General features: G+C 62.0%; 14 protein-coding genes. 4 read left to right on the forward strand and 10 right to left on the reverse strand.

The window, feature by feature from the left end:
• Positions 1 to 12: 12 nt before the first annotated feature.
• The 8 genes from rseP to rpsB form a co-directional block, all read right to left on the reverse strand.
• Complete coding sequence (gene rseP / locus EC86_RS0107865; protein WP_029525120.1) at positions 13 to 1,389, reverse strand: RIP metalloprotease RseP; 1,377 nt, start codon at positions 1,387 to 1,389, stop codon at positions 13 to 15.
• A gap of 1 nt (position 1,390) precedes the next feature.
• Positions 1,391 to 2,578 carry a 1-deoxy-D-xylulose-5-phosphate reductoisomerase gene (gene ispC / locus EC86_RS0107870; RefSeq protein WP_029525121.1) on the reverse strand — a complete coding sequence of 396 codons (1,188 nt, stop codon included), beginning with the start codon at positions 2,576 to 2,578 and terminating at the stop codon, positions 1,391 to 1,393.
• A 26-nt stretch (positions 2,579 to 2,604) separates the two neighbouring features.
• Positions 2,605 to 3,435, reverse strand: a complete 831-nt coding sequence (locus EC86_RS0107875; RefSeq protein ID WP_029525122.1) for a phosphatidate cytidylyltransferase — start codon at positions 3,433 to 3,435, stop codon at positions 2,605 to 2,607.
• Positions 3,435 to 4,175, reverse strand: coding sequence for a polyprenyl diphosphate synthase (gene uppS, locus EC86_RS0107880; protein ID WP_029525123.1), 741 nt, complete (start codon positions 4,173 to 4,175; stop codon positions 3,435 to 3,437). Before uppS ends, EC86_RS0107875 begins: the two co-directional genes overlap by 1 nt.
• A 28-nt stretch (positions 4,176 to 4,203) precedes the next feature.
• Positions 4,204 to 4,764: a ribosome recycling factor gene (frr, locus tag EC86_RS0107885; protein ID WP_029525124.1), complete on the reverse strand. Its 561-nt coding sequence runs from the start codon at positions 4,762 to 4,764 to the stop codon at positions 4,204 to 4,206.
• A 63-nt stretch (positions 4,765 to 4,827) separates the two neighbouring features.
• Positions 4,828 to 5,538, reverse strand: coding sequence for a UMP kinase (gene pyrH, locus EC86_RS0107890; RefSeq protein ID WP_029525125.1), 711 nt, complete (start codon positions 5,536 to 5,538; stop codon positions 4,828 to 4,830).
• A 63-nt stretch (positions 5,539 to 5,601) separates the two neighbouring features.
• Positions 5,602 to 6,516 carry a translation elongation factor Ts gene (gene tsf, locus EC86_RS0107895; protein WP_029525126.1) on the reverse strand — a complete coding sequence of 305 codons (915 nt, stop codon included), beginning with the start codon at positions 6,514 to 6,516 and terminating at the stop codon, positions 5,602 to 5,604.
• A 131-nt stretch (positions 6,517 to 6,647) separates the two neighbouring features.
• On the reverse strand, positions 6,648 to 7,400 hold the full coding sequence (gene rpsB / locus EC86_RS0107900) for a 30S ribosomal protein S2 (RefSeq protein WP_029525127.1): 753 nt from the start codon (positions 7,398 to 7,400) through the stop codon (positions 6,648 to 6,650).
• Between the two features lie 148 nt (positions 7,401 to 7,548).
• Between rpsB and EC86_RS0107905 the strand changes: the two genes are divergently transcribed.
• The 3 genes from EC86_RS0107905 (at position 7,549) to EC86_RS0107915 (ending at position 11,395) form a co-directional block, all read left to right on the forward strand.
• Entirely contained in the window at positions 7,549 to 8,901 is a 1,353-nt protein-coding gene (locus EC86_RS0107905) for an amidase (protein ID WP_029525128.1), read from the forward strand.
• A gap of 305 nt (positions 8,902 to 9,206) precedes the next feature.
• Positions 9,207 to 9,710 (forward strand): peptidoglycan-binding protein LysM, encoded by a 504-nt coding sequence (lysM, locus tag EC86_RS0107910; RefSeq protein ID WP_029525129.1) that lies wholly within the window; start codon positions 9,207 to 9,209, stop codon positions 9,708 to 9,710.
• A gap of 122 nt (positions 9,711 to 9,832) precedes the next feature.
• Positions 9,833 to 11,395, forward strand: a complete 1,563-nt coding sequence (locus EC86_RS0107915) for an NAD(P)H-hydrate dehydratase (protein ID WP_029525130.1) — start codon at positions 9,833 to 9,835, stop codon at positions 11,393 to 11,395.
• Here the strand turns inward: EC86_RS0107915 and EC86_RS0107920 are convergent.
• Entirely contained in the window at positions 11,392 to 11,961 is a 570-nt protein-coding gene (locus tag EC86_RS0107920; protein ID WP_029525131.1) for a YggT family protein, read from the reverse strand. The genes EC86_RS0107915 and EC86_RS0107920 overlap by 4 nt on opposite strands.
• Before the next feature lie 41 nt (positions 11,962 to 12,002).
• Positions 12,003 to 14,240, reverse strand: a complete 2,238-nt coding sequence (gene rnr, locus EC86_RS0107925; RefSeq protein ID WP_232229838.1) for a ribonuclease R — start codon at positions 14,238 to 14,240, stop codon at positions 12,003 to 12,005.
• Here rnr and EC86_RS29865 point away from each other — a divergent pair.
• Positions 14,217 to 14,360: a hypothetical protein gene (locus tag EC86_RS29865; protein WP_232229840.1), complete on the forward strand. Its 144-nt coding sequence runs from the start codon at positions 14,217 to 14,219 to the stop codon at positions 14,358 to 14,360. The genes rnr and EC86_RS29865 overlap by 24 nt on opposite strands.
• Positions 14,361 to 14,499: the final 139 nt, after the last annotated feature.

A 14,499-nucleotide genomic window follows, 5' to 3' on the forward strand; every position in this document is an offset into this window, starting at 1 on the left:
AATTGGTAGGAGTTAGCCGACAAGCCGGGCGACATCATTAAAAAGGGCGATGCTCATCATGCCCAGGAGAATCGCAACGCCACCGCGCTGCAGACGGTCCATCCAGGCGTCTGACACGCCCCGACCGGTGATCCATTCCCAAAGATAATACATCAGGTGCCCACCGTCCAGAACCGGCAGCGGCAGCAGGTTCAGCACGCCCAGGCTGACGCTGACCAGGGCCAGAAACACCAGATACGACGTCCATCCCAGAGTGGCGGACTTGCCGGCGTAGTCGGCAATGGTGAGCGGGCCGCTCAGGTTCTTCAGCGATGCTTCGCCGATGACCATCTTGCCCATCATCTTGAGCGTCAGCACGGACACTTCCCAAGTACGGACGGCGCCTTGCCACAAGCCGTCGAGCGGCCCGTAACGCACCGTGACAAATTCAGGCGGCGCGCCGACGTAGGCGCCGATCCGGGCGACCGCGACATTGTTCTCCTGGCTAATTTCGGGCGTGACCTGCAGGGCCATTGGCTGGCCTGCGCGCAGGATCTGCCAGCGTTGCGGCGCCACGACCCCCTGGTCCGCGCCTGGCGACTGGGCGTGGGCGCGGATGGTTTCGCGCAGCTGCTGGCCATCGACGATCGAGATGTCGCCAATGCGCCGGACCACGTCGCCCGCCTTCAGGCCAGATTTTTCAGCGGCGCTGGCCGCCATGACCTCGCCGATCACCGGCGCGGTCCACGGCCCGACAATGCCGATTTTCCGGAACAGCTGGGCATCGGCATCAGCGGCATGGAGCCGGCTGAGCGGCAACAGAACCGTTCGTGTCGATGCGCCGGCCTCGTCGCCAAGCACCAGCTGCAAATCCTGCCCATCGAGCGCGCCCTGGGTCAGGCGCCAGCGCAGGTCTTCAAACGAGCGAAGCGTTTCCAGTTCATCGCCTTCAAAAGCCGCCTTCTGGACGATCTCGCCGCCGGTCAGCCCGGCCTGCTGCGCCAATGAACCGGCCACCGGGCTGGCCAGAACCGCCCTGGGTTCCTGCACCCCGCTCCAGTTCACCACGGCATACAGCAACACGGCCAGCAGCAGATTGGCAAGTGGCCCCGCCGCCACGACCGCTGCGCGCGACTTGAGCGGCTGCGTGTTGAACGCAAGGTGGCGCTCGGCCGGATCGACCGGCGCTTCGCGTTCATCGAGCATCTTCACATAGCCACCGAGCGGCAGCATGCCGATGGAAAAATCAGTGTCCTTGCCCTTGAGGCGCCAGGTGAAGAGCGGCTTGCCAAAACCTATGGAAAACTTCAGCACCTTGATGCCGCAGGCCACCGCCACCCGGTAGTGGCCGTACTCATGCACGGCAATCAGGATTCCAAGCGTCACCAGAAAGGAAATCAGCGTCAGCATGTCAGGACTCCAGACGTTCGGCAATTCGACCCGCAACCCGGCGCGACTCGGCGTCCAGCGCCAGCAGGCCTTCGATATCGTGGATGCCGGAGACGCCAACGGCCTCCAGGGTTGCATGGTTCACTTGGTGAATATGGTCAAAGCGGATTCGCCTGTCAAGGAAGGCGGCCACCGCGATTTCATTGGCGGCATTCAGGACGGCGGCGCTGCCGACGGGCGCCCGGAGCACTTCCCAGGCCAGCGGCAGGCCAGGGAAGCGCGCATGATCGGGGACTTCAAACGTCATGTTCGCCAGGTTTCTGAAGTCCAGCGACTTCGCCCCGGAACTGATGCGCTCGGGCCAGGCCAGGCCATAGGCGATCGGCACCCGCATGTCGGGCGTTCCCATTTGCGCCACCACCGAGCTGTCGCGGTACTGCACCATGGAATGGATGATGCTTTGCGGATGGATCACCACTTCGATTTGGCTTGGTGCCATGCCGAACAGGTACTTGGCCTCGATGACTTCGAGCGCCTTGTTCATCATGGTGGCCGAATCGACCGAAATCTTGCGCCCCATGACCCAGTTCGGATGCGCGCAGGCCTGCTCGGGCGTCACATCGCGCAGGCTGTCGGGTGCGTGGGTGCGAAACGGTCCGCCCGACGCGGTCAGGATGATTTTTTCAACCCGGCGCGGCCAGCTGGCCGGGTCATCGGGCAGCGACTGGAAGATGGCCGAATGCTCGCTGTCAATCGGCAACAGTCTGGCGCCCCCGGCTTCAACGGCCTGCATGAACACGTCGCCACCGACCACCAGCGCCTCCTTGTTGGCCAGCAGCAGGCGCTTTCCAGCCCGGGCCGCAGCCATGCAGGACGGCAACCCGGCAGCGCCGACAATCGCTGCCATGACTGCATCGACCTGCTCATGCGACGCTATCATTTCAAGAGCATCTTGCGCATACAGGACGTGCGTAAATAGCCCATTTGACTTGATTTTTTCAGCCAGCAGCCGGGCATGCGGCGCGCTGACCATCACCGCGTACCGTGGCTTGAACTGCGCGCACTGCGCCAGCATGAGATCGACCTGGGTGGCGGCACTCAGCGCAAACACCTCGAAACGATCGGGGTGCCGTGCAATCACCTCCAGCGTGCTGACGCCGATGGAGCCGGTGGAACCCAGAACGGTGATGCGCTGCTTGTCGAAGGTCATGTAGGAGAGAGTCCGGCCGGAAAAGGTTACAGGGTGACCAGCATCATGGCCAGCGGCAAGGCGGGCAGGAGCGCATCGACACGGTCCAGCACGCCGCCATGGCCGGGCAGCAGACCGCTGGAATCCTTGACGCCGGCGCTGCGCTTGATCAGTGACTCGACCAGGTCGCCGACCACGCTCATGGCCGCCAGAAAAATCACGGCCAGCAGCATCAGTGCGATGCCGTGGCGCTGGACCAGCTGGCTGTAGAGCGTATTGCCGCCCCAGAAAGACCAGGCCAGCGAAAGCGCAACCACGCCAGCCATGCCGCCCCAGACGCCTTCCCAGCTTTTGCCGGGGCTGATGGACGGCGCCAGCTTGCCCTTGCTGAAGCGCCCGCCCAGGGCGCGGCCGGCGAAATAGGCAAAGATGTCGGCCACCCAGACCAGCACCAGCACGGATAGCAGGAATTCAATGCCCATGACGCGCGCCTGGGCAATTGCCAGCCACGCCAGCCACAGCGCGACCAGGCCACCGCATAGGCGCAACGCCTTTGGAATTTTGGCCCAGCCGGCAACGCCCGCACGCAACAGCCAGGCGCCTGCCAGCACCCAGGCTGCACCGCAAACCGCCCAGAGAAGCGGCAGCGGCCGTTCAAGCAGGCCGCCGTACCACGACAGGCCGCATGCCAGCACGCACAGCGCCGCCAGAGCGAAAGAGCCGGCCTGTCCAAAGTCATTGAGACGGCCCCATTCCCAGGCGCCCGCTGCAATCATCACCAAGGCCAGGGCGAAAAAAGGAACTGGCGTTTTGTAGAAAAGCGCAGGAAGCAAAATCGCCAGCAGGACGATGGCAGTGATGACACGCTGTTTAAACATCAGGCAGCATTTTCGTTGGTAACCTTGTGCGGGGCGCCCAGCTGGGCCGAGGTCTGGCCAAAGCGGCGCTCGCGGGCACTGTAGGCGGCAATCGCTTCGTCAAGTGCCGCCTCGTCGAATTCAGGCCAGAGCCTGGCTGAAAAAAAGAGTTCTGAATAGGCCGCCTGCCAAAGCATGAAGTTGCTGATGCGCAATTCTCCACCGGTGCGGATCAAGAGATCGGGGTCGGGCACATGCGCCAGCGCCATTGCCTGATCGAGCGACTGCTCGGTGATGGCTTCGCCACGACTGGCCAGTTTCTGCGCGGCCTGGGCAATGTCCCAGCGTCCGCCATAGTTGAAACACACGTTGAAGACCAGGCGCTGGTTTGCCGCCGTATTGGATTCAGCTTCCAGCAGGCCGGCCTGGACCCTCGTGGAAAGCCGCTGGCGGTCGCCGATGAAGTGAAGCCGCACGCCGTTGTCATTCAGGCGCGGCACCTGCTTGGCCAATGCCAGCACCAGTAAATCCATCAACCCGGAGACTTCGTCCGACGGCCGGTTCCAGTTCTCGGAGGAAAACGCAAACACCGTCAGCACGCGGACGCCGCGCGCAAGGCAGGCCTTCACGCAGTCACTGAGCGCATCGACGCCCTGCTTGTGACCCGCGATGCGCGGCAAAAAGCGTTTCTTGGCCCACCGGCCATTGCCATCCATGACGATGGCAATATGGTGCGGAACAGTCAAGGCGGAAGTGGCCATGGGTTGGTTCAGGCCAGGTGAGGCGACGTCAAACCGCCATCAGGTCTTGTTCCTTGCCGGCGACCATCTTGTCCACGTCGGCAATGAAACGGTCGGTGAATTTCTGGATTTCATCCTGCGAACGGCGTTCGTCGTCCTCGGAGGCCAGCTTGTCCTTGACCAGCTTCTTGACGCCGTCATTGGCGTCGCGGCGCAGGTTGCGGATGGCCACCTTGGCGTGCTCGCCCTCGGCACGAACGACCTTGGTAAGTTCCTTGCGGCGCTCTTCGGTCATGGCCGGCATCGGAACGCGGATCAGGTCGCCCTGCGACGCCGGGTTCAGGCCCAGGTCGGAATCGCGAATGGCTTTTTCGATCTTGGCGCCCATGCCTTTTTCCCATGGCGAGACGCTGATGGTCCGGGCATCGAGCAGCGCGACGTTGGCCACCTGGCTGATGGGCACCATGGAGCCGTAATAGTCCACATGCACGCTGTCGAGCAGGCCGGGGTTGGCACGGCCGGTGCGGATTTTGGTCAGGTTGTGCTGGAAGGATTCCAGGGACTGCTGCATTTTTTGCGTTGCCTGCTGCTTGATCTCAACAATACTCATTATCGAATCTCCTGATGACTGAATTCAAAAAAATGCAAAACGGCGCTCTGGCGCCAAACCGTCTCAGACGTGAACCAGGGTTCCTTCGTCCTCACCCATGACCACGCGCTTGAGCGCGCCCAGCTTGAAAATGCTGAAAATCTTGATCGGCAACTTCTGGTCGCGGCACAGCGCAAACGCCGTGGCGTCCATCACTTCAAGATTCTTGCCGATGGCTTCGTCAAAAGTGATGCTGGTGTAGCGCGTGGCCAGCGGGTCTTTCTTCGGATCTGCAGAATAAACGCCGTCAACCTTGGTGGCTTTCAGCACAATTTCAGCACCGATTTCAGCGCCACGCAAGGCGGCCGCCGTGTCGGTGGTAAAGAAGGGGTTGCCCGTGCCAGCCGCAAAAACAACCACCTTGCCCTCTTCCAGGTACTGCAAAGCCTTGGGACGGACATAGGGCTCAACCACACGCTCGATGGCGATGGCAGACATCACCCGGGCAATCAGGCCGGCCTTGTCCATCGTGTCGCCCAGCGCGAGTGCGTTCATGACGGTGGCCAGCATGCCCATGTAGTCGGCCGTTGCGCGATCCATGCCGACCGAGCCGCCGGCCACGCCGCGAAAGATGTTGCCGCCGCCAATGACCACGGCCACCTGCACGCCCATGCGCGTGACCTCGGCGATTTCTTCCACCATGCGAACGATGGTCGCGCGGTTGATGCCGAATGCATCATCGCCCATCAGTGCCTCACCTGACAGTTTTAACAAGATGCGCTTGTAGGCTGGCATGGAGAAGCTTTCGTGATGGGTTGAATGGATAAAAAAACGGCCTTCCGGGTGGAAGCAAGGGACTCAGGCGCCCTTGGCGGCAGCGACTTGGGCGGCGACTTCAGCAGCGAAATCGTCAACCTTCTTTTCGATGCCTTCGCCGACAACGTACAGCGTGAAGGATTTGACGCTGGTCGCCTTTTCCTTGAGCATCTGCTCGACGGTCTGCTTGTCGTTCTTGACAAAGGTCTGGTTGTTCAGGCTGACTTCCTTCAGGTATTTCTGAACGCCGCCCTCGATGCGCTTGGCGACGATCTCAGCGGACTGGACCGGCTTGCCAGCGGCCTGGGCGACGGAAGCGTCTTCCGCAGCTTTTGCGGCGGCAACTGAACGCTCTTTGGCCACCAGATCGGCAGGCACATCAGCGCTGGACAGGGCCACCGGCTTCATGGCGGCCACATGCATGGCCACGTCCTTGGCAGCGGCTTCGTCACCCTCAAACTCCACAACCACGCCAATGCGCGTGCCGTGCAGGTAGGCAGCCGACTTGCCATCGGCAAAACGCTTGAAGCGACGCACCGTCATGTTTTCGCCGATCTTGCCGATCAGGCCCCTGCGCACGTCTTCGACGGTTGGACCGAAGCTGTCCATGGACAGCGGCATCGCAGCCAGGGCCTCAAGATCGGCAGGATTGTTCTTGACAATGCCTTCGGCCACCGCATTGGCAAAAGCCAGGAAGCTGTCGTTCTTGGTCACGAAGTCGGTTTCGCAGTTGATTTCCACCAGCGCGGCATGGTCGCCTTCGCGGGCCATGGCCACGACGCCTTCGGCCGTGACGCGGGAAGCCGCCTTGCCAGCCTTGCTGCCGAGCTTGACGCGCAGCAGTTCTTCGGCTTTGTCGAAGTCGCCTTCAGCCTCGGTCAGCGCCTTCTTGCATTCCATCATGGGTGCGTCGGTCTTGGCGCGCAGTTCAGCGACCATCTTTGCAGTAATTGCCATTGCCATTTTTAATTCTCCGTAATTTCGTTTCGACCTGGAAGTGCGCTTCAACAGCGCACTTCATCTTGTTAACGTGTGAAAAAGGGGCTACACGAGCCCCTTTTACGCGTTTGGCGCAAGGCCAATGCCCATCAGGCGGCTGCGTTTTCCACTTCGACAAATTCATCCGAACCTTCGTCCTGCACGGCATGAACCACCTTGTCCATGCCGCTGGCGCGGCCTTCGATGACGGCGTCCGCGATACCACGGGCATACAGCGCCACGGCCTTGGAGGAGTCGTCGTTGCCGGGGATCACGTAGTCGATGCCCAGCGGCGAGTGGTTGGTGTCCACCACGCCAATCAGCGGGATGCCGAGCTTTTTGGCTTCCAGGATCGCGATCTTGTGGAAACCGACGTCGATCACGAAGATGGCGTCCGGCAGAGCAGTCATGTCCTGAATGCCGCCGATGTCTTTTTCAAGCTTTTCGATTTCGCGCTTGAAGGTCAGCTGTTCTTTCTTGCTGATGGTGTCCAGGCCGGCTTCCTGCTGGGCCTTCATTTCCTTGAGGCGCTTGATCGAGGTCTTGACCGTCTTGAAGTTGGTCAGCATGCCGCCCAGCCAGCGCTGGTCAACGTAAGGGATGCCGGCGCGCTGCGCTTCGGCTGCAACGGTTTCGCGCGCGGTGCGCTTGGTGCCGACCATCAGGATGGTGCCGTTGTTGGCGCTCAGCTGCTTGGCGAATTTCATCGCCTCCTGGAACATCGGCAGCGATTTTTCCAGGTTGATGATATGGATGCGGTTGCGGTGGCCAAAAATGAAGGGGGCCATTTTTGGGTCCCAGAAGCGGGTTTGGTGACCAAAGTGGACGCCGGCTTCCAGCATTTCGCGCATGTTCGTGGACATAATTCATAACTCCGAAGGTTGTTTCTAAAACCAGCGCTTATCGCCGGAAGGATTTCCGGACAACACCTTGTGTGGCTGATTTGCGATTTACCCTGCAAACGACATCATCGCCATTGGCAGAGCCTGCTGAGTATAACATTCCCACCCCATGAACCCGTACACCTCCCTCTCCCCGACCGACCTCCACGCCGCGCGGCAATCCATACAGGACGGCCAGACCAGCAGCGAGGAAATCCTTGCGCGGGCAGCCGCCATCGCCCTGGGCGACGCCTGCCGCCATGCCTTCATGCCTGATCAGGCCCATGGCATGCCCAGCGCACCATCGCCTGGCGCTGGCGGCGATCCGGCCTTGCCACTGGCGGGGATTCCGGTTTCGGTCAAGGACCTTTTCGATGTGGCGGGCCAGGTCACGATGGCCGGATCGACCGTGCTCGCCGCAGCGCTGCCCGCCCAGGCCGATGCCATCGCCGTGGCGCGGCTGCGCGCGGCGGGCGCGGTGCTGGTGGGCCGCACCAACATGGTCGAGTTTGCTTTTTCAGGTGTCGGCATCAATCCGCACTACGGCACACCGGTAAACCCGGCGGATACCGAGACCGAGCGCATACCGGGCGGCTCGTCGTCAGGCGCGGCCGTCTCGGTGGCCACGGGGGCGGCCCTGGTGGGGCTGGGCTCCGACACCGGTGGCTCGCTGCGGATTCCTGCAGCGCTGTGCGGCATCGTCGGCTTCAAGAGCACCGCGCGCCTGGTTCCGGTGGCTGGCGCCGTGCCGCTTTCGACCAGCCTCGACACGGTAGGCGCGCTGACCCGCTCGGTGCGCGATGCGGTGACGGTGCATGAAATCCTGTCGGCACGAACCGTCCCTCTGGCCGGCAAGCCGCTGTCATCGTGCCGGCTGGCGGTTGCGCGCACCATGATGCAGGACGGGCTGAGCAGCACGGTGGCCACTGCATTCGAAAAAAGCCTGCAGCTGTTGCGCCAGGCTGGCGCCCGGATTGAAGAGATAGCGCTGGAGGAACTCGACGAGCTGGCGGCCATCAATGCCACGGGCGGCCTGTCAGCGGCGCAAAGCCACGCCTGGCACCGCAAGCTGCTGGCCGAGCACGAGGCGCAATACGACCCGCGCGTGGCGCTTCGCATTCTGCGCGGCGCCCGCATGAGCGCCGCCGACTACATCGACCTGCTGGCAGCGCGCCAGGCCTGGATTGCGCGCATGGAGGCGCGCCTTGGCGGCTTTGACGCGGTGCTGTCGCCCACCGTTCCCATCGTCGCGCCGTCGATTGCCAGCGTGCTGCACAACGACGATGAGTTCTTCCGCATCAATTCACTCCTGCTGCGCAACACCTCGGTGGTCAACATGCTCGACGGCTGCGCCATTTCCATTCCCTGCCACACGCCGGGCCAGTTGCCGGTCGGGCTGATGCTGTGGCATGCGGCGCTGCATGACGATGCCGTGCTGGACCTGGCGTTGCAAGTTGAGGCAGTCCTTGCTCCTTCACTATAAAAATAATAGCTACCTACGCCCTCCAGTAAAGCGGGAACGGCATTTTTTCTAAATATTTATCACACCGCCGCCGCTATGGCCATGGATTCCATGAGAGAGCTTTGGCTGGCCTGAGGGCGCCAAAACCAGTTGAAATTGCAGCCTCAGGACGCCGCCTCAGTCGCCTGACATCAAAGGCCTGCGTCAATGCGGATTTGTCCTACAGCGTCTGTAACAGAGTCGTTGCGATTTGGGCAGGATTAAGCTTTACAGTGATTCCAGTCCCGGCATGTTGCACCGGGCGACTTATTTTGATTGGAGAACCCATGGGCATGTTCAGTTTTATCAAGGAAGCCGGCGAGAAGTTGTTTGGTCGCGGCGAGGCCAAGGCGGCAGAGGCAGCCGCAACCGCAGCGCCCACTCCTGAAAACGTGGCTGCGCTGAGCAAGACCGCCGGCGACGCAATTGCCGCCTACATCAACAGCCAGGGACTGAAGGTCGAGGGCCTGCAGGTCAGCTTTGACGCGCCCAGCAGCACGGTGACGGTGTCCGGCGTGGCGCCAGACCAGGCCACGAAGGAAAAAGTGCTGCTGTGCTGCGGCAACGTGGAGAAGGTGGCTGCGGTCAAGGACATGATGACCGTCGCCAGCAGCTCGCCCGAGTCGCAGATGTATGCAGTCGTCAGCGGCGACAACCTGTCCAAGATCAGCAAGCAGTTCTACGGCACGCCGAACAAATACACCCAGATCTTCGAGGCCAACAAGCCGATGCTGAGCGATCCGGACAAGATTTATCCGGGCCAGGTTCTCAGGATTCCGCCCGACGCCTGAAGCGCTTGCGCAGCAGTCCATATTTTGAAGAAGCCCGGTCCGCCGGGCTTTATTTATGCCTTTTCGGCAGGGCGACCGCTGCGGGAATGCCCAAAATACCGGCAAACCCGCACAATGCCGGGATGCAGAAAATCTCCAGCCTTTCAAGCCATGCCTTGCACGACGTAGCCGGTACCCGCCTGATCGAGGAGCAGATGGCCGGCGAGCTTGCCCCGCACACGCTCATGCAGCGTGCCGGACTATCGGTTGCGCGTCTGGCGCTGGCACTGGCACCGCATGCCCGATGCATCTGGATCGCGTGCGGTCCGGGCAACAACGGTGGCGATGGCTTTGAGGCGGCGCTGCACCTGCACCAGTGGGGGAAGAATGTCGTCGTGACCTGGACCGGTTTGCCGTCCGGAAAGGCTGAATTGCCACCGGATGCCCAGGCATCGCGCCAGCAGGCACTGGCTGCAGGCGTTGACATGGCCAGTGAGCCGCCGCCAGGCTTCGATATGTGCATTGATGCGCTGCTCGGCATAGGCGCTGCACTTGATCCGGCCCGGCCCGGAAGCGCGCTGATGCAGGAGTGGCTGGAAACCATGGAATGCAGTCCGGCGCTGCGGCTGTCGGTTGATGTCCCGACCGGGCTGAATGCAGATGCGGGCGCAGCAAGCTTCAAGTTAACTACTAAAAGCATAGCTGGCAACGATTATGCAGCGTGCGCAAACCGCCATTTTACCTTGAGTTTGTTGACTTTGAAGCCTGGATTGTTCACCGCCAGCGGACGTGACTGCGCAGGCGAGATCTGGTTTGATGATCTCGGGCTCAGCGCCGCCAGCCTTTGCGGCAATGCGTTCCCCGCTGAGCCCTGCGCCTGGCTACTCGGGGCCGACCGCGCCAGCCAGACTTTGCGCGCGCAGGTAGCGCATGCCAGCCACAAAGGCAGTTTTGGCGATGTCGCGGTGATCGGAGGCGAATCGACCGCCTCGACGCACATGACCGGGGCGGCATTGCTGGCCGCCAGCGCTGCCCTGCATGCGGGCGCCGGCCGGGTGTTCGTGAGTTTGCTGGGCCATGCGCCCGGCTTGCATGTTGACACGGAACAGCCTGAATTCATGTTCCGCTCGCCAGACGCGCTGGACATGGCGAATCAGGTTGTCGTATGCGGCTGTGGCGGCGGCCATTCGGTCGCATCCGTGCTTGCAAAAGTGCTGTCAACGGCCAGGCGGCTGGTGCTGGACGCCGATGCACTCAATGCGATTGCCACCGACCCGCAGCTGCAAACCCAGCTCAAGGCCCGGCACGGCCGCAGCTACAGCACGGTGCTCACGCCCCACCCGCTCGAAGCGGCCCGGCTGATCGGCAGCAGCGCTGCGGCGGTGCAGGCAGACCGGCTGGGCGCCGCACATCAGCTTGCCAAACGGTTCAGCTGCGTGGTGGTTCTCAAGGGTTCCGGAACCATCATTGCCGCGCCGGGCGAGGCGGCCTGGATCAATCCCACCGGCAATGCCCTGTTGGCCACCGCCGGCACCGGCGACGTGCTGGCGGGATTGATAGGCGCTTTCCTGGCCCGGGGCCAGAGCAGCCTGGATGCGAGCAAAACCGCCGTGTTCGAGCATGGCCAGAGGGCCGAAACCTGGGCCGCAAGCCGGCCAGGCATGGCCTTGACCGCGTCAAGGCTTGCCCGGTGGCGGGCTGCCTAAATCAGGATCATCATGCCGATCTGGAGCACGACCAGCAGGACCAGCGCCGACAGGTCAACGCCGCCAATGGCGGGAATCACCCGCCGGAACGGTGTCAGCAGCGGCTCAATCAGACGGGCCAGCAGGCCATACACCGACGATCCAGGCTGGACCCAGGACAAAATGGCATAGCCCAGCACCAGCATGAACGTGGTTTGCAGCGCGACCCGAAGCAGCATCTTGACGGCGATCACGGGCAGCATGAGGAAAACACCAGGCGCAAAATCCAGCCCGTCTTCGCCTACATTGCTCAAGACGCTAAACAGCAAGCCCACCAGGACCGCATAGGCCAGCGCCATCAATGTCGCTGCCAGCATGCTGGCCCAGTCCACTCGGGACTTGGTCCATGCCTTGGGCAGGGAGCGGCGCAGCGGCTTGACCAGCCAGTCGGTCAAGGCCATCACGAAGCTGCCGGGCTGGCCGGTCATGCTGACGCGCAGCCAGTTCATCCAGGCGCGCAGGAGCGCCGCAGCCATCAGCACGAAAAAGGCGGTTTCCAGGAGGAAAGACAGGATTTGGATCAGCATAGATGCCCGCCGGGTTGGTACATGCAAGACTTCATGGTGTCCTAGCGACGGGGCTTCTTGCCCTGTTTCGGTCCCGCGCCGGCAGCTGGTTTTTTCGCTGCTGACTTGCGTGCCCGGGGCTGCGACGTCGATTCCCTTTCAGGCGTAGCCTGGCGGCTCTTGTTCCCCGTGTCACGCCCGCCGCGCCGCGAGCCGGCGCCGCGTTCCTGCAAGGGTAATTCGCCCGCTGTTCCTCCGGCCTTGTCTTTCATGGCCCGGCTCACCAGCCCAGCCTTGTCCTCGCCCTCATGCACCAGGCGGAAATCGATTTTACGGCCATCAAGATCGACGCGGCTGACCTGCACGCGCAGCCGGGTGCCCAGTGCATAGCGCATGCCGCTGCGCTCGCCGCGCAATTCCTGCCGGGCCTCGTCAAAGCGGTAGTATTCGCCGCCCAGCTCGGTGATGTGCACCAGGCCTTCGACGTACATGGCGTCAAGCGTCACAAAAACCCCGAAACTGGTGGCCGCCGTGACCACGCCGCCAAACTCCTCGCCCAGATGCTCGCGCATGTACTTGCACTTGAGCCAGGCTTCCACGTCGCGGCTGGCTTCATCGGCCCGGCGTTCGTTGGCACTGCAATGCAGACCGGCAGCCTGCCAGGCCAGCTGGTCTGCACTGGCTTTTTTCGGCTTTTCAGTCGGCTCCTTGACTCGGGCGGCCAGCCGCTTGGACAGCTTGGCTTGCGCTTCGCCCGGTGTGGGCAATACCGGCAACTGGTATTTCGTCTTTTTCAGGATCGCCTTGATCACCCGATGCACCAGCAGGTCGGGATACCGGCGAATCGGACTGGTGAAGTGCGTGTAGGCCTCGTAGGCCAGGCCAAAGTGGCCGCCATTCATCGGCGTGTAAATGGCCTGCTGCATGGAACGCAGCAGCATCGAGTGGATCTGCGGCGCATCCGGCCGGTCCTTGGTCGCCATGGCGATTTGCTGGAACTCGGCTGGCGCCGGGTCGTCGCTGACAGTCATGCCAATGCCAACCGCCTTGAGGTAATTGCGCAACAGCTCGATCTTTTCGGGTGTCGGGCTTTCATGGACGCGGAACAGCGCCGTGTGCTTGCTTTGCGCAATAAAGTCGGCAGAGCAGACATTGGCCGCCAGCATCGACTCTTCAATCACCCGGTGCGCCACATTGCGGGTGCGCGGAATGATTTTCTCGATCCGGCCGACCTCATCGCAAACGATCTGCGTTTCAGTCGTTTCAAAATCAACCGCGCCGCGCGTGCCACGCTCCTTGAGCAAGGCCTGGTACACCTCGTGCAAATGCAGCAGGTGCGGCACGATGTCTTTGCGCTGCTGCGCTTCGGGTCCACGCGTATTACCCAGGATCGCCGCCACTTCGTTGTAGGTCAGGCGCGCCTGGCTGAGCATCACGGCCGGATAGAACTGGTAGGCGTGAACCTCGCCTTTGGCATTGACCAGCATGTCGCAGACCATGCACAGCCGCTCGACATTCGGGTTAAGCGAGCACAGGCCGTTGGACAGCTTTTCTGGCAGCATGGGAATCACGCGGCGCGGAAAATACACGCTGGTGGCGCGGTCATAGGCGTCAATGTCAATGGCGCTGCCCGTCTCGACGTAATGGCTGACATCGGCAATCGCCACCAGCAGGCGCCAGCCCTTGCCCCGCCCCACCTTCACGGGCTCGCAGTACACCGCATCGTCAAAGTCGCGCGCATCCTCGCCGTCGATGGTGACGAGGGGTATGTCGGTCAGGTCAACGCGATGCTGTTTGTCGACAGGGCGGACCGCATCAGGCAAGGCGCGCGCGAGCGCCAGCGCGTTGTCGCTGAAGATGTGCGGCACGCCGTATTTGCGCACGGCTATTTCGATTTCCATGCCCGGGTCGTCGATTTCACCCAGCACTTCCGTGACACGTCCCACCGGTTGCCCAAACAGGGCTGGCGGCTCGGTCAGTTGCACGACCACGATTTGGCCGGTCTTGGCGGTGCCAGTGGCGCCCTTGGGAATCAGCACATCCTGACCGTAACGCTTGTCCTCGGGCGCCACGAGCCAGACGCCACTTTCCTGCAGCAGGCGGCCGATGATTGGATTGGGCGAGCGCTCGATGATTTCGGTGACGCGGCCCTCGGGTCGGTTCTTGCGGTCATGCCGCACGATGCGCGCCTTGACGCGGTCGTTGTGCAGCACGGCGCGCATTTCATTGGGAGGCAGATAGATGTCTGCCTCGCCGTCGCTTCGCTGGACGAAACCATGACCATCGCGGTGGCCGGACACAATACCCTCGAATTCAGCGAGGAGTCCGGCGGTGGCGCCGGAATTGGGAAGATTTGTTTTGATAAGAAGTCTCTTTCATGGGATCGCGCTGGTGAAGGCTCTCCAGCCAAAGCGCGTTGAGAATGAAAATTGGCCAGTTCCGTTTATTGTTGTATCAATTTAAAACCAGATACTAGCCGCGATTTGTGAAAAGCCGGTGTTCCGTTCAATGGGACGGTTTATCTGATTCAGGAATGGAATATCCCGGACGGTTTCGCTG

Origin of the sequence: Polaromonas glacialis (assembly GCF_000709345.1) — a bacterium.
GTDB classification, from domain to species: Bacteria; Pseudomonadota; Gammaproteobacteria; order Burkholderiales; family Burkholderiaceae_C; genus Polaromonas; species Polaromonas glacialis.